We start from the raw sequence: 22,406 nt of genomic DNA, 5'->3' as shown, positions 1-22,406 counted from the left end.
CACCTACTACCTATGAGTTATCGCAACACACATGACTGCATAGGCAGAAATGTTGTACGAATTGCAGCTTTGATTGGGTGTTACCGTGGTGTTCCGGAGGATTGTTGTATAAAATACATGAATTGGCCTGCTTATGTAATTATATAAATACGCAAAAAAGGGATACTGCTTCCTGCGGCGGTATCCCTTTTTCTTGAGGAAAAATGATTATTCCTGATTGCAAATGGCAAGCGCTGATTCCTGCCGGCTACACCAAGCTGATTCTTTCCCGTTTCCGGGCAGATTCCAGGCAGCTCTCAATCAGCTTCATATTAAGCACCGGGTCCTCTTCGGCGATCCAGGGCTTGCCGCTGAAGACCGCTGTGGCGAAATGATCCGCCTGCTGCACGTACGGATTGGCTCCGAAGGCTTCCACCAGCCGAGGCTCTCCGCTGCTGCCATACACGAAGAACTGTGCATCGTCGAACCTGGCGTTGAACGGCATCGGGATTTCGATCCGGCCTTCTGTGCCAAGCACCTCCAGCAGCTGGCGGTTATACGCCCACATGCCGCAATCGAAGATCAGGCTCCGCCCGCCGGGGAACTCAACCAGGCCGGAGGCCATCATGTCTACATTATCATGCTCCGGTGAGAAGAGCGCCTGCACAGTTACGGCCTCCGGCTCTGCACCGAACAGCAGCCGCGCCGCTGTGAGCGGATAGCAGCCGACATCATACAGCGATCCTCCTCCCCAGGCAGACTTGAAGCGGATATTGGAAGTATCCGTTACACCGTTATAGGTAAACGTGCCGCGGATGGAACGCAGTTCCCCGATCTCACCGCCCGCTATGATCTCCTGCAGCTCAGTGATCCGCGGATGATGGCGGTACATATAAGCCTCCGCCAAGTGAACTCCCGCCTTCCGGCAAGCCTCCACCATCCCGGTTGCCTCACGGCTGTCCAGGGCAATCGGCTTCTCGCACAGGACATGCTTGCCTGCCTCTGCCGCGCGGATCACCCATTCATAGTGCAGATGATTCGGTAGCGGAATATAGACCGCATCGACATCCGGATCGGCCAGCAGTTCTTCATAGCTGCCATAAGCCTTCCCAATACCGAACTCGGCCGCAGCAGCGCTGCTCTTCTCAAGCCCCCGGCTGGCGATCGCCGTAATCACTCCGGTCTCTGACTCCTGGATGGCCGGCATTACTGATCCTGTGGCGATCTGCGCGCAGCCCATAATTCCCCAACGAAGCTTCTGTGTCATAGTTATACACCTTCCTTATATAAGTTCTTCCGCGTATCCCCTATAAACACAATATCATAGAATCGGGTATACCTCTAAGCAGGCCATATGGAGACCCATATAACAGCTATACCCAGCACTATGATTCTTGCCGCGCTCATGAGCATGAAATTCTTGACGGACAGAATGAAGGTCGTACCTTTATGCTGCTCCTGCTGGAACCGCGCGATATTGCGGCGCAGCGGAATCAGTGTCAGCAGGAGCAGAAGCACCAGTACCGGATGCACACCAAGCAGGACCAGCACGATCAGATCAATAAAAGAAACATAGTAGAGCAGCTCGAACAGCAACAGCGCATTTTTGCGTCCGATATACACAGGCAGCGTATATCTGCGGTTATCCATATCATCCTCAATATCGCAGATGTTGTTAGCCAGCATGATGCCGGCAATTCCGAGGATGGCCGGTACCGAGAACCAGAACAGATACAGTACCTCAAGGAAATTAATGTGCAGACTGATCCAGTTCCCCTGAAGCAGGAGGGTTACCACAGCCTGATCCGAGTGAATGTATGCCGAGATGAAGATAATGACGAAACCCATGAACAGGCCGGAGAACAATTCCCCCAGCGGCATCCGCGAGATTGGAATCGGCCCGAAGGAATACAGGATGCCGATTAGGAAGGACAATCCGCCGAGCAGAAATACAATCAGTCCCGTCTGGGAGACCAGAGCGATCCCGCCGCCCGCCGCAAGTACAAGGAGGGTGACGATCGTCGCCACCACCGTGCTTTCCTTCAGCTTGTAATGGACGATGGGATTATGGGTTTCATACCCGTAGCCGTGGGTTTTTGCCGCTTTTTTGAAATCATAGTAGTTATTGATCGCCGTTGTTGCCATATCGAAGCTGAGGAGCGATACAAACATCATCGCGAAGCGCAGGATATAGAAGTCCTCGAACCGGTATAAGGCATAGAGTGTTCCCAGCAGCAGCGGCAGCATACTGGCTACCTTCGTTGGCAGCTCGACAAACTTGAAGAAAATTTTTATATTCACGGCCAATCATCCTTATCTGTTAGATGCGCACTGTTACTTTGCAGAGGTTGTAACGGTCACCGGTGACCATTCTGCAATTACCGTCTGCCCGTGTGCGGATACGCTGCCCTCCGGCGTCAGATCCTTCTCGGTCATAATGCCCAAAGCGATAGTGAAGCTGTTGAATTTAACCGGCACATTCTGCTCGCGGCGCACCTCTTGACCGTTCACAAAGAATACAGCCTCGTTTTTACCCCGGTGGTAAGTGATTTTGTAAGTATTGAATTCACGCGCCTTGAAGCCGGTATCCTCTGTGAAAATGCAGAAGTATTTGGTTCCTCCGGTCTCGGGTACTGTTACACCCGGAAACGGCAGAATTCCATACACACTGGCATATTTATCGTTGCCGGCGAAGAAATCAAGCGCGGCACCTGTCGTGAAATCAAGTAAATTCAGCGAAACATAGCCGTCATACAGATCGCCCGGCGCTGTCCCCTGCGTACGGGCACGGATCTGCAGCTCGAAGCTGATTTCCCCCTCTTCAGGCACTTCTACCGGCTGGGCCGAATAATACATATGCTTGGCGTTATCAAGAATCTGCACATGGTCGTTCTGGCGACTCAGCTGAGCCCGCACATACAGATATCCATTACGTACAATCACTACAGCTTCCGGTTCACGGTAAGCCCAGAACGAGCCGTCAGGCAGCGTGAAGCCGCCGGTTCTCCAGACCTTACCCTCAGTCAGAATGGTATGAAAATCTCCGATTACAGTTTGTTTAACCTCAGCCGGTTGCACTTCTTCACTAATTGGTTTGTTCTTGTCCATGGGTTTTCCCGCTTTCTGTAATGTAGTAAATTCCCGGTTCAGACCAGTCCCTGAATGAGCAGTGCCACCGCCATGATTAACCCGCAGCGCACAGAGGCCCGCTGTGAGGCGCCCATGAGCGGCAGATAAGCGGCAGATGCATTCTGCGGCTGCAGGTTGCGGTAGACATGCACCGGTGTAATGGCCGTCAGCAAGGCGAGCAGCGCATACACCGGCAGTACATCAAGCAGTACACAAACAATAAGGGATGCATATGAGGTATAGAGCAGCACATGAGAGAAAATCAATGCTCTGCGTTCGCCCCATACTACAACAAGCGTACGCTTGCCGGCCTGCTGGTCAGCTCTCCAGTGCAGGAAGTGGTGGTTGAACAGCAGCAGCGTTGTCAGAAGCCCGATCGGCAGAGACAGCAGGACAGGCTTCAGGCTGAATTCCCCGGTCTGAACGAAATAGGCGCCCAGAACAGGCATCAATCCGAACGCAAGGAAGATAGCAAGCTCACTGTAGCCCTTGCCGCGGTAGCCGAAACGCAGCGGCGGCGCGACGTAGAAATAAGCGATCAGTGCACCGCCGGCGACAAACCATAGTATCTCCCAGCCGCTGTACAAGCTAAGCAGTAATCCGCAGGCGACTGCAACGGCCAGCAGACCCCAGGTCAGAAGCGCAAATAGCGACTCCCGCATCATTCCTCCGGACAAGAAACCGGAATTCGTAGAAATGGCCTCAGGTGTATTATGCGCCTCCGTGTCGGTTCCGTTGCGGAAGTCCCATAAATCATTCACCATGTTGGAGAATAAGTGTGCCGCAGCCGCTCCGACAAAGGTTATAACAAACAAAAACGGATGGAATACTCCCTGCCATACATATGCCCCGACCGTTCCCAAGACAACAGGTATAAGCATAACGGGAATAACTCCAAACCGTGAGGCTTTCTTAAATATCGTCCATTTTTCCATCATGCCAAGGATTATCTCCTTCAATTATTATTTGATAATAATTATCATTAAATTATTATACATCAAATTTCGACACTTTGGGGAGATTTACGCTGCAAAATATTCCCTAATCGTGGTACACTATTATAGATGGTACTTATTTCCTATTAAGTCTAAAATATTAAAGGGGAACACCATGAAACTCCGCAAAAAAATAATGATCTTCATTGGCTTTGTAGCCGTACTCGGAATAGGCACTACCTACCTGCTTCTTCACATGATTCTGCTTAACCGTTTCGAGAAGCTGGACGAGGCGCAGCTGCAGCGCAACTTGAACAAAGCTGTGGCTTCCTATAATGAAGAACTGCAGGACATGAAGACCGGACTACTAAATTACTCCGTGGGGGAAGAAACCTACAGGTTCATGGAATCCGTAAGAAATAACGGCCCGGCCTTATCCGGCAGTATTGCCCCCACCCCCAGCAGCTTAGATCAGACCACCTATGAAATCAACCGTTTCGATATGATCGCCCTGCTGGATTTGAACGGCAGTCCAATATACGGCGGCTCCTACGATCTGGCATTAGGAAGTGTTACCCCCTTGACACAGGAACAGCTCACTCTTTTCAAGCTGATCCACAGCCGTCTGCCTGCTTTCACCGGAACCGAAGAGAGCAGGAGCGGCGTTGTTATTCTGGATAAGGGTCCTATGCTGATTACGCTCACGCCCATTGCCGGCAGCAGCAGTGACAAGGCAGTGATTGGAACGGCCGTTGCCGGAAGAATGCTACACCCGGAAGAGAATACGCATATCTGGAAGGACACCCTCTCAACTATTCATGTGTCCCGCGCCACCTCTGCGATGCTTGCGGAGAGCGGAGGCCAGCCGACCTGGACCCGCCTGGTCTCGGACGATATGATGTCGATTCATACGGCGGTGAATGATTTGTTCGGTGATCCGGGCCTGATCATCTCCCTGAAGGAGCCCCGGCAGCTCTACAATAGCGGACTGAAGTCCATAGGCACCTTCTGCAGGCTCTATTTCATCTCCATGCTGCTGCTGCTTGCCGCAAGCATGCTATTCGTCAACCGGTTTATTCTGAACCGGATGTCATCGCTGATAAGAAATATCCGCGCTATCGGCAGCAGCAAGGATCTGTCTATCCGGATTCCCAGCACCGGGCGGGATGAATTCGGCGAAGTGGAGGTTGAATTCAACCGGATGATCGATTCACTTGAACAGGTGCAGGACGAGCTGCGGCAGCAATCCCTGCTGGACCCGTTGACCCAGTTGCCTAACCGCTCACTCTTTTTTGCCAAGCTGAATGAAGCCATCGCCGGGGCCAAAGCAATCAACCGGCAGATTGCCCTGGTATTTATTGATCTGGATCATTTCAAGACGGTGAACGACACTCTGGGCCATGATTTCGGGGATGCCATCCTGAAGGAGACGGCCTTCCGGATCTCACAGGTTGTCGGCAAACACGATGTGGTCTCCCGGCTTGGCGGGGACGAATTCACCATACTGCTCTCCGATATCGCCGATGCCGGGAGCATTCATACGCAGCTGTCGCAGATTCAGGCGGCCCTCTCCATGCCGCACCATATTAAGGGACATCTTCTATATAATACGGCCAGTATCGGTATCAGCATTTATCCGCAGAACGGTGAAGATGCCGATTATCTGGTCAAACAGGCTGATCTGGCCATGTTCCATGTCAAGGAGACAGGCCGCAATAACATCTTTCTGTATTCAGAGGGTCTTGAGGCAGGGATCCGGCGCAAGAAGGTCCTGGCCCAGCAGTTGCTCTCAGCCGCAGTGGCGAACGAGTTCGAGGTGCATTATCAGCCTATCCTTGGTGCAGGTACTTTGCAGGTATCGAAGGTGGAGGCACTGCTGCGCTGGACCAGTCCGAGCTACGGAAGCATCTCACCGGCCGAGTTCATCCCGCTGGCGGAGAGCAGCGGCTCGATTGTCGGCATTGGCGGCTGGGTACTGCGGCAGGTCTGCTCCGATATGCGTGAATTCCGCAGCCGGGGCCTGGAAGTCACCGCCGCAGTCAATATCTCTGCTCTGCAGCTGATGCAGCCCGGTCTTCTTGAACTGCTGCTCGATCTGCTTCATGAGTATGAGCTGCCTGCGTCAAGTCTGGAGCTGGAGATTACAGAGAGCGTTCTGGTCTCCGGGGACAGCATCTTCCGGTCGCTGCAGCAGCTTAGAGCCCACGGCTTCCGGATCTCGCTTGATGATTTCGGCACAGGTTTCTCTTCCTTAAGCTATCTTCGCCGCTTCCCTGTCGATGTGATTAAGATTGACCGTTCATTCGTTTCCGAGATGTCTCCGGCCCCGCCGGGTGATGTGCTCGTCAAGGCAATTATTGAGCTAAGCCATAACCTCGGGCTGCGGGTAGTCTCCGAAGGTATAGAGCATAAGGAGCAGTTCGACATGCTGCGCGAGCTGGGCAGTGACGAGCTGCAGGGATACTATATCAGCAGGCCTCTTCAGGTCACGGCGCTTTATTCTTTTTTGGCGCAGAAAAATTACTTTTCGGAGTCAAAATAAGCAGTAATTTTATAGGCAAGCTACCGGGTATATGATATGATAGGCAAGCTGATAACAGCACCCGCTCCGGGTGCTGTTATCCTATGCGAACAATTATGAAAATTGGAGGCTTTAATTGTTATGTCAGCGCAACCGCAAACAACTCAATCCGTCAAAATCGTCACCGCCGACCCCAGCGCCATCGGCTTGTTCGGATTGGCTATCGTCACCTTGGTCGCTTCTTCACAAAAGCTCGAAATCACAACAGGTCTAAGCTACGCTATTCCATGGGCTATCTTCCTCGGAGCCTTCGCCCAGCTGTTCGCATCCATTCAGGATGCCAAGCACAACAACACCTTTGGCATGACCGCTTTTGGTGCCTATGCATTCTTCTGGTTCGGCATGGGCGCAAGCTGGCTGATCAAGCTCGGGGTATTCGGTACGGTGCTGGCAGAAGGCGTTGATCCCAAGCAGCTCGGATTTGTTTTTGTAGGATATCTTGTGTTCACCCTGTTCATGACGCTCGGCGCTGTTGAAGCGAACCGCGTCCTGCTGGTCATCTTCATTCTCATCGACTTCCTGTTCCTCGGCCTCGCTATGGATTCCTTCGGAGTCGCTGCGGAATTCTTCCACAAGCTGGCTGCCGTTGCGGAAATGGCTATCGGAATTGTATCCCTCTACGGCTGCGGCGCATCTGTGCTCAATGCTCATTTCGGACGTACTTTCCTGCCGATCGGCGCACCGCTGGGCATCTTCAAGAAATAATTACAGGTTCAGGCTCAAGCTACTTGGGCTCCAATCTTAAGAGCAACGGATAAATACTTGCTGCCCCAGGCAGAAGGTGTTTATCCGTTTTGAATTTACACGGCTGTTTGTTAGGTTTTTCCTTGCGCAAAGACGATAAAAATGACATGCTATAGAGACACCTACGACATATCTCGACATTTTTCTGCGGTGCAGGAACCGCTTTTTATGAATAGCAAATCTACTGCTTTAATCTTTCGGGTATCGGAGGCAATCCATGGCTTTCATTAATAAAAAGCCTTTAACGATTATTGTCGGCTTCTTAGTCGTCCTGCAGCTCTCGCTGTTCTATTATTATTCCTTGTCCGTGAACCGGGAATACAGGGCTGAGAAGGCCGATCTGTCCTCACAGGCAGTCATGCTGACCTCAAATATTGAGGAGAGAGTGGCAATTGTCAAAGGCGTAAGTTCCTTTATTCAAACGGTCGGCTTCGATGCTGATCCCGCACTCATTAATAACTATCTGGTAACGGCACACAACAACAACTCAAGCTATGTCACGAACATTATGATCGCTCCTGACGGTCTTATCCGCTACCTCTACCCTCTTGAAGGCAATACAGCGATTCTGGGCAAAAGCCTGCTGCTGGATGCCTCCCTGGCCTCCCCCGGCATGATCCAAGAAACGATACGCTCCCGCGGCATTACGGTAGACGGGCCCCGTACACTAGCCCAAGGCGGCTATGGAATGGTAATCCGGCAAGCAATTTACAAAGACAACTCTTTCCAGGGCATCGTCTCGGTTACAGTGAAGATTGATAACATTGTGAACCAGCTTGCGCTCGAGGACAGCAATATATATGTTACAGCCGAGGACCACACGTTCCTCTTTGGCAATGAATCCCATGCAGATGAACTGCAGCTTACCGTTCCTGTTCAGGCCTATAATCAGCATTGGCTGATGGGGATTTCCCTGCCCACCTACAAGAAATGGCAAGTGTTCCGCAGCGTACTGTGGATCGATATTGCCTTCCTGCTTGTGATTGCCTTCATTCTCTATATCTTCTGGCATCAGAGCCGGTTCAACCGTGAGCTGGAGCGGGTAGTCAGCATCCGGACCCGTGATTTGCGTATTTCCAAGCGTCTGTATGAAAAGCTGGCGCATTACGACAGTCTGACAGAGATACCGAACCGGCGGTTTTTCATGGATGAATTCGAGCGGCTGCTGCAATGTTCTGACCCGACTCAGACTTATAGCTTATTCTTTTTCGACTTGAACCGGTTTAAGGAGATCAATGATACGCTTGGGCACTCTACAGGAGATCAGGTGATTAAGACACTGGCCGGCCGGTTGAAATCCGGTGATCTGCCCTTCAAGCTGTTCGCGCGTACCGGCGGAGATGAATTCGTCATGATCTTCCCTGACCTGCCGCATGAGCAAATCCCTGTAGTTGCCGAACAGATTAGCTTAATAATCTCGCAGACGCTGCTGATCTCCGGAGCACATCTCAGCTTGTCCACCAGCATCGGCATCTCCCTGTACCCTGAGCATTCGAAGAATAAAGATGATCTGCTCAAATTCGCGGATATGTCCATGTACCAGGCCAAGATACAGGAAGACACCAACTTCTTCATCTTCGACTGGGAGCTGCGTGAGAAGCTGGAGCAGAAGACGATGATCGCTAAGTATTTGCATTCTGCACTGGAGCGGGAGGAATTCGTGCTGTATTATCAGCCGCAGATCAATGCAGTCACAGGTAAAATGATCGGTATGGAGGCGCTAATCCGCTGGAACCATCCCGAGAAGGGTCTGATCGGACCGGGTACCTTCATCGCCGCCGTGGAAGAAGCCGGACTGATGATCCAGCTGACCGACTGGGTGCTGCGCGAGGTATGCCGCCAGCTCTGCGAATGGAGAAAACTGGGGATTCCGCTGCTGCGGACATCCATTAATATCTCCAACAGCTGGTTCTACAACCGCAATCTGATCGAGAATCTGCTCTCCGTGCTTGACCAGTACGGACTGGATACCAATGTGCTGGAATTCGAGATTACAGAGAGCACCGCATTGCTGGAAGAACACTATCCGCTGCTGCAGCAGATGCGCGATCACGGAATCATCGTTTCCATTGACGATTTCGGCACGAAATATTCCTCACTGAATTACCTGAAGCATTTTCCCGTGAACAAAATCAAAATTGACCGTACCTTCATCACCGGCATCGGTGTCAGTTCCATTGACGAGACCATCATCAAATCCATCGTCTTTGTCGCCTCGCAGCTTGGCTATGACCTGATTGCCGAAGGGGTAGAGACACCGGAGCAGCTCGCCTTCCTGGTGAAGCATGATTGCCCGCATATTCAGGGATTCCTGTTCTTCCCTCCGCTGCCTGCCGACGAAATCCGCAAGCTGGCTTCATAAACGGGGGATCGTTATAATAAAGGTAAGACTGATTTTAACCCGAAAGACGAAAGGATTATGAGAACATGAATGGATTGACTACCGGCGAAATTGCCGGAACTGTTATATTTGCGCTGATCCTGGCTATACTTGCCTACCGCATTATCCGCGGCATGCCGAAGATGGCCGGAGAACTTACAGCTTTCCGCAAACGCACACTCGTCTGGACCCAGGTCGCATTGGTACTTACGGTCCTCCAGTTGAACTTCAAAGCAGGAGACTGGCGTTTCGGAATTATTCTTGGACTGATCGTGCTCTTTACCGGAAGCATCTGGCTGTCCGCCCGCCGTTATGATAACGCCCGTCAGGCTGAGTCCGCAGCAGAGCAGCAGGACAGCACCAGAGAATAACATACTAATCTTTCAAGTGGAAACGGCTTTGCCGTCCTTTTGAAGGGCGGTATCCGTTTCAGTGAGAAATAGAAGGATAATTAATAGCGTGTAACATATAAATTCTTATATTTGAATTTGAAGCTCCCGCGTGGGGGCTTTTTTTAAAAAGGAGGAGGAGCTGTGAGCAATACAAACGAACTGGGCATCTACGGCTTCCGCTTCAGTGAGCCGGACCGGCTGCCGCTGCTGAATCTCTTTGCAGCCGGGCATTCGGTTGAGCTGAGCCCGGAGTATCACTGGAACGGCCTGGAGCGCAGCGATGGTCCGCTGCTGCTCTTCCAGTACACCGTTTCGGGAAACGGGATCTATGAGCTTGACGGGGAGAGCTTCAGCATCGGCCCCGGACAGGCCTTCATGGCTGAGATTCCCGGCAGCCACCGGTATTATCATCCCGGCGGCACGGAGCCGTGGGAGTTCTATTTCCTGCTCTTCCGGCCGGAGCCGCTGCTGCCGCTCTGGAATGATATCAAATCCAGAATCGGGGCAACCCCGGCCCTGGATTCCGGAAGCCCGCCGGTCCGCATGCTGCGCGATATCGTCCGTGAAGCCCACGCCGGACGGATTACCGATCCCTACTCGGCTTCCTCGCTGCTTCATCAATTCATGATGGAGCTCGGCAGGCATACCTCCGGCGGTCCGCGCGACGCGGCCGGCTGGCCGCCCGCCATCCGGGAATGCGTCCGGTTCATCGAAGCGAATTACTGCTCTATGATCGGCCAGGAGCAGCTCGCCGGGAAGCTGGGCCTCTCGAAATTCCATCTGCTGCGGACCTTCAGCAAGGCAGTGGGTGTTACCCCCAATGACTATTTGAACCGGGTCCGCACTCAGCATGCCGTGGAGCTGCTGAGAACAACAGACTGCAGCATCGAAGCCATTGCGGGTCAGGTCGGCTATTCCTCTGGCAGTTACTTCATTAAGGTATTCCATAAGCTTACCGGCCAGACACCAGGTGCCTTCCGCTCAGGGAACAGCAGCCTGAATTACAGCCGTCTGTTCTTCAGCTGAGTGTTGCTGATACACGCCCCTTGTTTTGGAGTTGGATAGACATTTGCGCTCGGTGAGGACGCTCCGAGAACGGACCGTTGCTCCAATCGCTGTGCTCTCCAGATTTTTTTCATTCCCCTTTGCGGTGAAAATCCGGAGACCAAGGCGAACGCTATCGCTTTTCCACAATCGTTCCGTCCTCTCCGCTGTTTAAGCGGGAAATGGACAACAATATTTATATAAATGCAAAAGAAACCACTCTTTTGGTAAAATGGAAGTGCGACCAACCATTTCAAAGGAGAGGTTTCTTTTGTACATTCAATATACAATGGACCAACTTTGCCGCACGCTCAACCGCTTTCGTTCTCAACGGATGAAGGACGTCCTTGAAACGGTTTTTACCGCTGTGCTTCAGTTTCTGGCGGACGAGAAATACATCTCCTTCGAGCATTATTTTGTAGATGGCATAAAAATAGAGGCGAATGCGATTCGCTATACCTTCGTGTGGGGCAAAGCCGTCAGTAAACATAAGGCGAAGCTGCAAGAAAAGGTACATGCCTTGTTTGCCAACATTGAGGCTGCAGAGAAACAAGAAGAACAGAAACACCGCGGCCAAGACCTGAGCGAGCTTGGCGAGTCCGCCGAGATCGACAGCGAGAAACTTGAACAAATGACCCATGCGCTAGAGTCGCAACTGCTGGAGAAACCTAAGGACAAGCCCATGAAAAAAGCGGTTCAGAGGCTCCGTAAGGATCTGTTACCGAGACTGCTGAAATATGAGCAATACCAAAACCTGCTCGGGGACCGAAACAGCTTTAGTAAGACGGACCCGGATGCCACCTTCATGCGGATGAAGGAAGATCACATGCGAAACGCTCAACTCAAACTCGGCTACAATGTACAGATTGGAACCGAAAACCAGTTTATTTTGGCGTATAGTTTACACCAAAGACCGACCGATACCCGTTGTCTACAACCACACATGGAAAAGGTATGGCAGATCCTGGGGAGACTTCCGCAGGCGGTGATTGCGGATGCCGGCTACGGTAGTGAAGAGAACTATGCGTATTTGGAAAACGAACACGTGAAGGCTGTGGTCAAATACGGCAGTTACCACAAAGAAAAAAGCAAAGCGTGGAAAGAGAACGACGGAAAGATAGAGAAATGGACGTATGACGAAACCAAAGATACATGGACCTGCCCTGCCGGACAAACGCTACATTTCCGCAATGAAAGCAAGGAAACGCTCAAGAATGAATATAAGATTCGAAAACGTCATTACCGTAGCCAGAGCTGCGAGAACTGCCCACTGAAGGAACGATGTACGAAATCCGAAGGAAATCGAGAAGTAGTCGTCAGTTTGGAACGACTGCGGCACCAGAGTCAGGCTCGGGAGATTCTACGGAGTGAAGAAGGTTACGCCTTGGCCATCCGCCGAATAACAGAACCAGAAAGCGTGTTTGGACAACTGAAGAACAACCGTGGCTTCCGAAGGTTTCTGCTTCGCGGCATGGAAAAAGTGACGCTTGAAGTCGGGAGGCTTTCTCTTGCCCATAATCTGCTGATGCAAGCTGCCAATGACAAAAAACGCAGAGCAGCGATCCTCCAATAACGGGAGGATCGCTGCTCTGTTGACTTTATTGGGTTTTTGAAAAAGAGGAAGGGTCTGTCTCTGCTCGTAAAAAATCCACTTATGGGACAGCCCCTCTTTTCCCCATTTATAAATACTTCCGGCAGCTCCCCCCGCTGTTGCCAGGCGATCCTACACATCCCTCTTGAGTCTAGCCTTATGCTCATACATTGCCCGGTCAGCATAAGTGAATACTGTATGAATATCCTCCCGGCCCCTTGTATGAAAAACGGAGTAGCCGTACGCAAGCACAAGAGGAAATCTCCGGTTCCGGTTGATATCCTTTGCTGCGTGATCCATTTGATATAAAGCCTTGTCCACGGCCTCCACCGGCATGTCCTTGCACAGCACACAAAACTCATCACCGCCGATTCTGAAGGGTCTGCCGATTCCTTTGAAGCTCTGTTTAATCACGTTAGCACAATCCACAATGGCTTCATCTCCAGCAGTATGTCCAAAGCAGTCATTGATTGTCTTTAAGTGATTTAGATCAATCACTACGACCACCACTTGCTCGCTGGCCTTCCCGCTATGCTCCATATCCTTTTCAAAAGCAGAACGGTTCTTAATCAGCGTAGGTGCATCATAAGTAAACTGCAGCTCACGCAGATAGATATAGTACATCAACAGGGATATCGCGACACTCGCCCAGATAATGATGAAACCGGTATAAATAATCTGAATCACCATGCATAAGACGGGTACGAGCAAAATGAGCAGCAAAACCTTGTTATTCTCCCATTCGTATTCTGCATTGGTTCTCAGAATAGCTGCGATGAGGCCAATGATGTAATACATACTTACGATTGCCGGCAACAGAAAGAGGTCTCCTCGCGTATAATGGCCTGCAGCATCTACATAATAAACCCAACCCGTCCAGCAGCTCAGTACACAGACTACAGCATTGATAAGGAGCGGTATCCGCAACAGCAGAGCTTTAAGGGTGCTACTCTTGCCGATGCTATTCAAACACAGCAAAAAAAAGGGTACAAGGGGACTGAGTGAAAAGCCCAGGCTGTTGATCATCCGGTAGAGGATTACATAGCTTGCACTCCTGTTATTCTCCAGATAGACCGTTGCAGTCTCAAGCAGCAGCAAACAAATCGTCGTAACCGCCGCACACAAATAAAGGTTATTCTTCTGACGGTTAACGACGATGTTTTTTGTGGCAAAACTGATAGTCAAGCATAAGGAAAATATACCAAGGGTATTCCCAACAATAGTATCGGTCATATCTTTGCCCCCACCTGCCCGTCCGTATCCATATTCACTGAATTCCGTCTCCTGTTGCAGCTTTCCTTGATTATATCTCCATCTCCGGCAGTTTCCCATCATTTCCTTTCATTCTGGAATTGAACTATACACGTCACTGCTTTAAATTACATTAATTACCACTTTACGTTCAGCAGGCATACTTTACCTCCGTACAACCATACTAATGACATTCTATGAATACTAATGGAGGGTTAACGTATGGGTAAAAAATTAAATCTGCTGATGTTCAGCGGAGAATATGACAAAGCCATGGCGGGGCTGATTCTGGCGAATGCCGCTAGGGATATTGAGGTAGAGGTTACGATGTTCTTCTCATTCTGGGGGCTGTTCCTCATCCGGGACCCGGAGACAATGACGCTGGAGGACAAGAGTATCTACGAGAAGCTGATGGATGTTATTACGCCCAAAGGGCCGGAGCAGCTGCCGCTCTCGCGGATGAACTTCAGCGGCCTAGGCAAGCTGATGCTGGAGGAGATGATTGAGGATCAAGGGGCACCGAAGCTGATTCACTTCCTTAAGGGGGCGCGCAAAAAGAACATCAAGTTCTATGCCTGCAAGCTCTCGGTGGAAATTATGGGCTTCAAGCCCGAGGAGCTTCTGCCTGAGGTGGAGATTATCGATGCTGCCGCGTACCTGAAGGACGCGCTGGAAAGTGATATTCAGCTTTTCATCTAAGCAGCATTAGGTCCGGCATGGGCTTTAACCTAATTCCGGGCACGGGCATATACTGAGGGCAAGCGGAAACGGATTTGCCGTCGTTATATTAGGGCGGTACCGCCATCCCTCCAAGGACGGTCCCCTTCCGTATCCGCGACCACAGATTCATTGTCTGGAGGGATTATCCGTGCTGAGTATCCGTCACGCCGGTGCAGCAGAGGCGCCGCCATCATTGCAGGAGCATTTCGCGGCTTTTCGCGAGCATACCATAGGAAACCGTCATATGATTACTACCCCGTACGGCCGCCAGCCGCTGCTGTATGCCGACTGGACGGCCAGCGGTCGGCTCTACGAGCCGATCGAGCGCAGAATGCAGGAGAGCTTCGGCCCCTATGTCAGCAATCCGCATACCGATTCCAATACTACAGGGCTAACGATGACCCTGGCTTATAATGAAGCCCGGCAGATCATCCGGCAGCATGTGAATGCCGGTCCCGGAGATGTGCTGCTCTTCTGCGGCAACGGCACTACCGGAGCGGTGAACAAGCTGCAGCGGCTCATGGGCCTGAAGCTGCCGGAATGGCTGCAGCAGAACTACGTCTGCCCGCCGGAGGAACGCCCGGTTATCTTCGTCAGTCATATGGAGCATCATTCCAATCTGCTGCCCTGGCAGGAAGGCATCGGCGATGTGGTCACCGTTCCATCCGGGCCGGGCGGGCAGGTTGACCTTCAGCAGTTAGAGGAGCTACTGCTCCGCTACCGGAACCGCCGCTTCAAAATCGGCTCTTTCACCGCCTGCTCCAATGTGACCGGCATCCAGACACCCTACCATCAGCTTGCCGCGCTCATGCACCGGCATGGCGGGGTTTGCTTTGTCGATTTTGCCGCGAGCGCACCTTATGAACGGATTGACATGCATCCCGTATCTCCTCAGGAGAAGCTGGATGCCATCTTCTTCTCTCCGCACAAATTCCTCGGCGGCCCCGGAACAGGCGGAGTGTTGCTGTTTGATTCCGCACTTAGCACCGGCAGTGTGCCGGATGAACCCGGCGGTGGCACCGTGGTATGGGTCAACCGCTGGGGCGGGCGGCGCTATATTGCTGACGTGGAGGTGCGCGAAGACGGAGGCACCCCCGGTTTCCTTCAGGCTATCCGCACAGCGCTGTGCATCAGACTGAAGGATCAGATGAATGGACCCGGACAATATATGGTCGTCCGGGAGCAGGAGCTATGCCGGAAGCTGCTCGCGGAGCTTGCGCAGATTCCTGGCTGCTCTGTACTAGCAGGCGCGCAAGCTGAGCGCCACGGGATCATCTCCTTCACGCTGAAGGAGATCCACTACAATCTCGCCGTCCGCCTGCTGAATGACCGCTTCGGTATTCAAGCGCGCGGAGGCTGCTCCTGCGCCGGCCCGTACGGCCATCAGCTGCTCGGGCTGGACCCTGCGGATTCGCAGGCGTTCATCCAGGCGATCCTCGCCGGTGACCAGTCACTGAAGCCGGGCTGGGTCCGCCTGTCCCTGCACCCGGTCATGACTGACCGGGAGGTGGAGCATATGGCCTTCGCCGTCCGTTCCATCGTCAGCCGCATCGGCGAATGGAGCAGCGACTACCGCTATAATCCTGCCACCAACAGCTGGCTTCACTCCGGGGATACCAGGGAACCTGGCGGCGAGATCCGCGAATTATTCTCTCTGTAGCGGTTTGCTGCTTGATTCCCGTTCCCGGGCCATCCGGGCGAATCTGGACTCAATCGCCTTAACCCCCCACAGCGACACCCCGATAAACAGCAGCACGTAGACCATCTCTCCCGGATGACGGATGAACCGGTCCACATCATTGCCGATGTAGGAGACCGCGAATACCATAATGGCTTTGCCGGCGCAGAGGGCAATCAGATAGGAGCGAAGACGCATGGCAGCAAGCCCGGCAGCCATATTGATGACTACGAATGGCCCTACCGGAAACAGACTGAGCAGAAAAACATAGCTGAACCCGCTCTGGCGGACCCAGGTCATGCTTTTGGCGACCTTGGGCCGCTCGGCCCATTTGCGCAGGTAGCGGTGGCTGCCGATTTTACGGATAATCAGGAAGGTAGTTACACACCCCGCTACAAGACCGATCCAGGAATACAGGAACCCGAGCCATAAGCCGTATACTGCTCCGTTAAGCCCCACAATCGCGATGGTCGGCAGCGGCGGCACGAATGATTTCATGAAGGTAAGACCCACTCCGGGCAGCGGCCCGAGCGAGCGGTACTGCTCCAGCAGAGTCCGCAGCCGCTCCTCGGTCAGCCATGACATTATATCTAAAAAGAACATTTACTCAGCTCTCCTCATTACATTCTGGAATAGTTGCAAGTTATACATAGCATTGAGTTTCAATTATACAATACTTCTGTCCGCCTGACGCTAAAACGTCAACTGACTAGACAAGCATAAGCTGCCGGGGATATGATGAAATCAACTAGTAACAGAGTCGGCATGAACCTGGATATACTCTTATCCTGTCGAATTATCAGTCAGCCCGAAGTGAGGTCTTCATGAAACCATTTGATTATAGTCTGCTGGCCAAAAGAACGCTCGCCCTGCTGTGCATCTGCCTGCTTGCCGCATCTGCCCTGGTACCCTTGCTCGACAACTCCGCTTCTGAATGTACTAGCCGGAATCCCGGTTATATAGATTTGTCCACATGTACCTTCGATGATTCTGCTGTCTTCCCGCTGGATGGAGAATGGGAATTCTACTGGCAACAACTGCTGGACCCGCAGGAGAACCTCTCCAGGACTGCGGAAGCGCCAGCTTATTTGACCGTGCCCGGGACTTGGACCCCGCGTACTGAAGCTAGCGGATTCTCCCGTTATGGGTATGCCACTTACCGTCTGCTGGTCCAGCTCCCGCCGGATATCCCCGCCTTTGCGCTCAAGGTAACCAGCATCCGCTTTGCCAGTCTGGTATTTGTGAACGGCAACCTTCTGGAGGGAAGTGGAATACCGGGCATATCCCGTCAGAACACTGAACCGCGGAATAACCCGTATTCTCTTACCTTCAGCGCCAAGAACAATAAGGCTGAGATTCTGATTCACGTGTCCAACTTCACTTATACCAACGGAGGAATTGCCGAGTCTATCCGGATTGGCACTCCTGCTGCTATAGGAGCCATGGACCAGCGCAACAGCACCTACGATATATTTCTGGTGGCAGGTTTTGCTTTTATCGGACTCTACTTCTTCGGACAGGGGTTGCAGCGTAAGGAGGATAACTCTTCCCTACAATTGGCCATGTATTGCTTCACTATTGCCCTCTACATGATGACACACAGCGAGAAGCTGCTTTTTGAATACTTCCCTTCGATCTCTTACGAGGGATTCAGCAAGCTGCAGGCGATGTCTAGTGTGATCGGATTCTATTTCGTATCCAGCTATACCTATTCCCTGTTTCCTTCTCTCTATTCCCGGCTTTTCCGGTGGATTACCCTTATTTATTCACTAGGCTTCTGCCTGATTGTCCTTACAAGTACAATTACTGTTTACTCCCGCGTCGCAAGTATACTGCTGATTTTCAGCCTCATCTCCGCCTGCTATACCTTCTATGTTATGGCGAAGGCTGCCTGGCGGCGGGAGACCGGTTCTTATTATTTGCTCATCGGTGTAGTCGCTGCGATCATGTTCACCTCCTCGCTCTCCGCCAACCTGTTTCTGGGCACAGGACTATATGCTATCCCTCCGGTGTCCGGCCCCATCTTCGTTCTTGCCGAGGGTTTGTTTCTGTCTGCACGGCATGCACATGCCTATCAGACGATCAAGCAGCTCTCCCTTCAGCTCGAACGCAAGGACAGGGACAAGGATGAGTTCCTGCTCAAGACTTCGACCCAGCTGCGTACACCGCTGAATGCTATCATCAATATCTCACTGTCTATGTATGAGGGCGCCGGCGGGCCGCTTACCCCTTCACAGCGTGAGGATATGCGGCTGATCCTCGGAACCGGAAGACGGCTGGCCTTCCTGGTCAGGGATATCCTAGATTATGAACAGATCAAGCGGCAGCGCATCACCCTGCACTGGGGTGCTGTGGATATTCAGGGCGTTGCGAAAATTGTAATTGAAGTCTTCCAGTTTCTAAATAAAAACGGTGAGATCCGTATCAAGAACCGCATTCCGCCGGGTGCGTTCCTGGTCCAGGCCGATGAACAGCGGCTGATGCAGATCCTCTACAACCTGATGGATAATGCGCTGAAATTCACCGATCGCGGCAGCGTGATTATTGAGGCCGCTCAGCTGGATGATTCCATATCGGTTACGGTCACCGATACCGGCCGGGGCATTCCCCAGGAACAGCTGGAGAGCATCTTCCGTGATTATGAGCAGGTTAACGAAGCCGATTCGCTGGAGACTGGTGGACTGGGCCTGGGTCTGGCCATTACCCGTAAGCTTGTAGAATTGCACGGGGGAAAGATTACCGTGTCCTCCACGCTTGGCCGCGGAAGCAGCTTCACCTTCACACTCCCCGCCAGGCAGGCTGACGCTGCCGTTAAGGAGGAGCCGGAAGACCGTCAGCTACTGCTTAGACCGGTGCAGTCGCCTCCGGAAGCTGTCGATGAAGAGTGGAAGTACAGAACCACCCTAGTAACACACTCCACCGGACAGGCTGGCCCCTACGCTCCCCGCATTCTGATTGTGGATGACGATTATGCCAATCTGAAGGCGCTGACCAACCTGCTGTCGCTGGAGAATTATACGATCTCCAGTATGGGCAGCGGCAATGACGCACTGGCACTGCTTGCAGAGGACCGTGATTTCGACCTCTGCATCATCGATGTCATGATGCCGGGAATGTCGGGCCTAGAGCTGTGCAGGAGGATCCGCCAGACTTACACGCCTCTGGATCTGCCGATCCTGATGGCCACTGCCGGACAGCAGCTTCACTTCAATGAGGCGGCCTTCCGTGCCGGAGCTAACGACTTCATCCATAAGCCTTATGCCTGGAGCGATCTCAAGGGGCGCGTCAATACCCTGGTACAGCTGAGACGATCGGTATCCGACCGGCTAAGTTCGGAGATCGCGATGCTGCGCGCGCAGATCAAACCGCATTTTCTCTACAATGCCATTAATACGATCATCTGGATGAGCACACGCAACAATGAGAAAACCCGGCATTTGTTGTACGATTTGAGCCACTTTCTGCGCGGCAGCTTTGATTTCAGCAATCAGGAAACGGCGATTCCGTTTGAGAAGGAGCTTGAACTGATTGAGGCTTATCTGTCACTGGAGCAGGCCCGTTTCGGGAAACGGCTGAATGCCCAATATAATATTGAAGTCAGTGAATTCTCATTGCCGCCGCTGATTGTGCAGCCGATCGTGGAGAATGCCGTACGCCACGGACTGATGGAGAGGATTGATGGCGGAACCGTAATCCTCTCCACCAGACAGGAAGGCAATTCCATCCTCATTACTGTCGCCGATAACGGTAAGGGAATGAGCGATGAGCAGCTCTCCTCCTGGATGAACGAGGGCTACCGTTCTCCACATGGAGAAGGCACCGGAATCGGCCTGCGGAATATCAACCGCCGGCTGCTGACACAGTTCGGCTATCCGCTTGTCATTTCACGTGGGAGCAACGGGGGTATTGAGGTACTTATAACAATCCCATGGAAGGATGAGGTCTCCTGAGTATATCTGTAATGGTTATTGACGACGAATGGCCAGCGCTGGAGCAGATGCGTGAGCTGCTGCTTCAGTGTGACGGCATTCCCTCTGTTATTGTGTATGATAATCCGCGCGAAGCTTTTACGGCTGCTGTAGAACATAAACCTGACATTCTATTTCTGGACATCCAGATGCCTGAGCTGTCCGGCTTGGCTTTTGCCGAGAAGCTGCTGCCCTTCTCACCGGACACGGATATCGTATTCGTGACAGCGTACCGGAATTATGCCGTCGAAGCCTTTGAGCTGTCGGCGGTGGATTATCTGCTGAAGCCCGTAGACCCCTCCCGCCTGCTCAAGACGTGGAACAAGATACTCTCCAAGCGTATGCTTCCCGTCGCCACCGGGACAAGAAGTGCCGAAACGGCCTTCCGCCTTCTTGGCGGTTATGAGCTGACCGGTCCACAGGGAGCCGTGAAATGGAGCACTCATAAGGCGGAGGAGTTATTCGCCTATCTATGGATTCACAGACAGGGCAGCGTAAGCGTAATTCTGAATGATGTGTTTCCGCAATGGAACTATGAGAAGGGCAAGCAATATCTGCACACCACTGTCTATCAGATCCGCAAAACCTTAAAGAAGGCTGCACTGGAGGACAGTATTGAGCTGACCTTCGACAGGGAAAACTACCGGCTGGAATCCAGGGGGATCGAAGGCGATACCGAAAGATTCATGGAGGCAGCCACGCTCGCACTGCAGAACAATCAGCTGGAGGAGATGCGCGAGGCTGCCGCCCAGTACAAAGGGGACCTGCTGCAATCGCTGGACAGCCTCTGGGTCTATTCCTCCCGCGACAAATACCGCCGTCTCTACCTCAAGCTGCTGGAGCAGCTTACCCTGGAGCTGATACAGGCCGGGCGTCATTATGAAGCGGAAGATTATGCCGTGCGCCTGACCGAGCTGGAGCCGCTGGATGAGAGCTATGCCCTGCAATTGATCTCCATTTATTATGAAATCGGCAAGCCTCTGAGGGCGCAGCGAAAATTCACCCAATTCAGAGACTCCTACCAAGCCGAGACGGGCGATGACCTGCCGGAATGGTTCATGGAGGTCTACCAGCGGCTGGGCAAATAAATGCTGAAGCATGTTCATAGATAAATAGATTAAAGCACACTAAAAAAGCAGCTCCGGCCTCCTGCCCAGGCTGCTTTTTAGCGAAAATATGTATATTTTGTGCTCATAGTTTCGATATTTTACGTCATCATTCGACGTTTATCAGTGTTTTATCAGTGACAATTGTTACCATAGCCTTACACAAGTTAATTCAGACACAGGACCCATGATTAGAGCTATGGAGGTTATATAATGAATAAATGGACCGGATTCAAAAAAGTTGTCAAAAACACCCGATTGCTTCCACTTATGATGTCGATCATTCATGATGTTACTGTAGATAGTACAACTCCTGCGATGTCTGTAGAGGTTGCCACGGATAAAAGCTCTTATTTACCCGGGGAAGAAGTAACCGTGCTGTTGCTGTTGCGGGATTTCGCTCCTAATGACCATGGCTACAGCTATTTCAACTTCATTGTGCAATATGACAGCCAGGTATTCGACAACTCCGAATACACGCAGCAGTCAGTCTATACTGAAAGGAACTTTACCCCAGGTGACGAAGTGAATAATATGTTCCAGTTCAATTTCCAGAACCCGGTTGACGGAAGCATCTATATCGGAATGAATACCACTATGCGCGGAATTGATATTCAAGTCGAAGCTGCCAATAAGCTAAGCTTCATTCCGGCTGTAGACCAGACGCTGATAACCTTCAAGCTGCGGGTCAGAGAACAGACGCTTGCGTCCTCCTCGACCATCAGCCTTGCGAATGAATTCACCAGAATCCGAACTTCTGAGGCGGGCAACAGCTTTTATCTCTACTCACCCGATGTTAACGAAATCGCTCCCGTGCCTGTTGAAATCACCCAATCCCCGTCCGTTTCCGTCTTCTCACTGGAGTCAACCAACCGTCTGGCGTAGCGAAGTACCCATCAAAACCAGAT

At 52.0% G+C, this 22,406-nt stretch carries 16 protein-coding genes and 1 pseudogene; 11 read left to right on the top strand and 6 right to left on the bottom strand.

The features are described from left to right. Positions 1 to 247 precede the first annotated feature (247 nt). From MKX70_RS07585 to MKX70_RS07570, 4 genes are all read right to left on the bottom strand, one after another. Positions 248 to 1,246 (bottom strand): Gfo/Idh/MocA family protein, encoded by a 999-nt coding sequence (locus tag MKX70_RS07585; protein ID WP_042240470.1) that lies wholly within the window; start codon positions 1,244 to 1,246, stop codon positions 248 to 250. Positions 1,247 to 1,320: 74 nt separating this feature from the next. Then, positions 1,321 to 2,280 (bottom strand): 1,4-dihydroxy-2-naphthoate polyprenyltransferase, encoded by a 960-nt coding sequence (locus tag MKX70_RS07580; protein WP_042240474.1) that lies wholly within the window; start codon positions 2,278 to 2,280, stop codon positions 1,321 to 1,323. A 33-nt stretch (positions 2,281 to 2,313) separates the two neighbouring features. Next, positions 2,314 to 3,087, bottom strand: coding sequence for a DUF6081 family protein (locus MKX70_RS07575; RefSeq protein WP_042140312.1), 774 nt, complete (start codon positions 3,085 to 3,087; stop codon positions 2,314 to 2,316). A 38-nt stretch (positions 3,088 to 3,125) separates the two neighbouring features. Next, a complete protein-coding gene (locus MKX70_RS07570; protein ID WP_231637741.1) occupies positions 3,126 to 4,046 on the bottom strand; it encodes a prenyltransferase in 921 nt (306 codons plus the stop codon). 172 nt (positions 4,047 to 4,218) lie between these two features. Here MKX70_RS07570 and MKX70_RS07565 point away from each other — a divergent pair, with 172 nt between their 5' ends. From MKX70_RS07565 to MKX70_RS07540, 6 genes and pseudogenes are all read left to right on the top strand, one after another. Next, positions 4,219 to 6,585 (top strand): bifunctional diguanylate cyclase/phosphodiesterase, encoded by a 2,367-nt coding sequence (locus MKX70_RS07565; RefSeq protein ID WP_052416778.1) that lies wholly within the window; start codon positions 4,219 to 4,221, stop codon positions 6,583 to 6,585. A gap of 120 nt (positions 6,586 to 6,705) precedes the next feature. After that, on the top strand, positions 6,706 to 7,329 hold the full coding sequence (locus tag MKX70_RS07560) for an acetate uptake transporter (RefSeq protein WP_039305570.1): 624 nt from the start codon (positions 6,706 to 6,708) through the stop codon (positions 7,327 to 7,329). A gap of 256 nt (positions 7,330 to 7,585) precedes the next feature. Further along, positions 7,586 to 9,730 carry a putative bifunctional diguanylate cyclase/phosphodiesterase gene (locus tag MKX70_RS07555; protein ID WP_052416779.1) on the top strand — a complete coding sequence of 715 codons (2,145 nt, stop codon included), beginning with the start codon at positions 7,586 to 7,588 and terminating at the stop codon, positions 9,728 to 9,730. Positions 9,731 to 9,795: 65 nt separating this feature from the next. Then, positions 9,796 to 10,119, top strand: a complete 324-nt coding sequence (locus MKX70_RS07550; protein ID WP_042240478.1) for a hypothetical protein — start codon at positions 9,796 to 9,798, stop codon at positions 10,117 to 10,119. 162 nt (positions 10,120 to 10,281) lie between these two features. Continuing rightward, the gene (locus tag MKX70_RS07545; protein WP_340839808.1) at positions 10,282 to 11,166 is read left to right on the top strand and encodes an AraC family transcriptional regulator; all 885 of its coding nucleotides are present in this window, start codon (positions 10,282 to 10,284) and stop codon (positions 11,164 to 11,166) included. Between the two features lie 322 nt (positions 11,167 to 11,488). Then, a pseudogene (locus MKX70_RS07540) lies at positions 11,489 to 12,757 on the top strand (IS1182 family transposase); the annotation flags it as partial. A 150-nt stretch (positions 12,758 to 12,907) separates the two neighbouring features. Here the strand turns inward: MKX70_RS07540 and MKX70_RS07535 are convergent. Next, the gene (locus MKX70_RS07535) at positions 12,908 to 14,008 is read right to left on the bottom strand and encodes a GGDEF domain-containing protein (RefSeq protein ID WP_340839807.1); all 1,101 of its coding nucleotides are present in this window, start codon (positions 14,006 to 14,008) and stop codon (positions 12,908 to 12,910) included. 240 nt (positions 14,009 to 14,248) lie between these two features. Here MKX70_RS07535 and MKX70_RS07530 point away from each other — a divergent pair, with 240 nt between their 5' ends. Further along, on the top strand, positions 14,249 to 14,725 hold the full coding sequence (locus MKX70_RS07530) for a DsrE/DsrF/DrsH-like family protein (protein ID WP_042140320.1): 477 nt from the start codon (positions 14,249 to 14,251) through the stop codon (positions 14,723 to 14,725). Positions 14,726 to 14,894: 169 nt separating this feature from the next. Then, positions 14,895 to 16,406 carry an aminotransferase class V-fold PLP-dependent enzyme gene (locus MKX70_RS07525; protein WP_340839806.1) on the top strand — a complete coding sequence of 504 codons (1,512 nt, stop codon included), beginning with the start codon at positions 14,895 to 14,897 and terminating at the stop codon, positions 16,404 to 16,406. On the opposite strand, the gene MKX70_RS07520 is transcribed toward MKX70_RS07525, so the two are convergent. Further along, entirely contained in the window at positions 16,392 to 17,027 is a 636-nt protein-coding gene (locus MKX70_RS07520; protein WP_042240488.1) for a TVP38/TMEM64 family protein, read from the bottom strand. The two genes, MKX70_RS07525 and MKX70_RS07520, sit on opposite strands and share 15 nt — an antisense overlap. Before the next feature lie 221 nt (positions 17,028 to 17,248). On the opposite strand from MKX70_RS07520, the gene MKX70_RS07515 reads away from it, so the two are divergent. The 3 genes from MKX70_RS07515 to MKX70_RS07505 all read left to right on the top strand — a co-directional run bounded on the left by MKX70_RS07515 (position 17,249) and on the right by MKX70_RS07505 (position 22,383). Continuing rightward, positions 17,249 to 20,374 (top strand): ATP-binding protein, encoded by a 3,126-nt coding sequence (locus MKX70_RS07515; protein WP_052416780.1) that lies wholly within the window; start codon positions 17,249 to 17,251, stop codon positions 20,372 to 20,374. A gap of 11 nt (positions 20,375 to 20,385) precedes the next feature. Beyond that, entirely contained in the window at positions 20,386 to 21,480 is a 1,095-nt protein-coding gene (locus tag MKX70_RS07510) for a response regulator (RefSeq protein WP_052416781.1), read from the top strand. Between the two features lie 231 nt (positions 21,481 to 21,711). Then, positions 21,712 to 22,383, top strand: coding sequence for a hypothetical protein (locus MKX70_RS07505; protein ID WP_042240494.1), 672 nt, complete (start codon positions 21,712 to 21,714; stop codon positions 22,381 to 22,383). The last annotated feature ends 23 nt before the right edge of the window (positions 22,384 to 22,406 follow it).

This window comes from Paenibacillus sp. FSL R7-0312 (assembly GCF_038004445.1).
GTDB lineage: Bacteria > Bacillota > Bacilli > Paenibacillales > Paenibacillaceae > Paenibacillus_AQ.
This window is presented reverse-complemented; position numbering and strand designations above follow the sequence as displayed.

Excerpts from the sequence above, each read along its gene's own strand:
- MKX70_RS07585 (WP_042240470.1), bottom strand. The coding sequence starts at position 1,246 with ATGACACAGAAGCTTCGTTGGGGAATTATGGGCTGCGCGCAGATCGCC.
- MKX70_RS07575 (WP_042140312.1), bottom strand. The coding sequence starts at position 3,087 with ATGGACAAGAACAAACCAATTAGTGAAGAAGTGCAACCGGCTGAGGTT.
- MKX70_RS07570 (WP_231637741.1), bottom strand. The coding sequence starts at position 4,046 with ATGATGGAAAAATGGACGATATTTAAGAAAGCCTCACGGTTTGGAGTT.
- MKX70_RS07565 (WP_052416778.1), top strand. The coding sequence starts at position 4,219 with ATGAAACTCCGCAAAAAAATAATGATCTTCATTGGCTTTGTAGCCGTA.
- MKX70_RS07560 (WP_039305570.1), top strand. The coding sequence starts at position 6,706 with ATGTCAGCGCAACCGCAAACAACTCAATCCGTCAAAATCGTCACCGCC.
- MKX70_RS07555 (WP_052416779.1), top strand. The coding sequence starts at position 7,586 with ATGGCTTTCATTAATAAAAAGCCTTTAACGATTATTGTCGGCTTCTTA.
- MKX70_RS07550 (WP_042240478.1), top strand. The coding sequence starts at position 9,796 with ATGAATGGATTGACTACCGGCGAAATTGCCGGAACTGTTATATTTGCG.
- MKX70_RS07535 (WP_340839807.1), bottom strand. The coding sequence starts at position 14,008 with ATGACCGATACTATTGTTGGGAATACCCTTGGTATATTTTCCTTATGC.
- MKX70_RS07530 (WP_042140320.1), top strand. The coding sequence starts at position 14,249 with ATGGGTAAAAAATTAAATCTGCTGATGTTCAGCGGAGAATATGACAAA.
- MKX70_RS07520 (WP_042240488.1), bottom strand. The coding sequence starts at position 17,027 with ATGTTCTTTTTAGATATAATGTCATGGCTGACCGAGGAGCGGCTGCGG.
- MKX70_RS07515 (WP_052416780.1), top strand. The coding sequence starts at position 17,249 with ATGAAACCATTTGATTATAGTCTGCTGGCCAAAAGAACGCTCGCCCTG.
- MKX70_RS07510 (WP_052416781.1), top strand. The coding sequence starts at position 20,386 with ATGGTTATTGACGACGAATGGCCAGCGCTGGAGCAGATGCGTGAGCTG.
- MKX70_RS07505 (WP_042240494.1), top strand. The coding sequence starts at position 21,712 with ATGAATAAATGGACCGGATTCAAAAAAGTTGTCAAAAACACCCGATTG.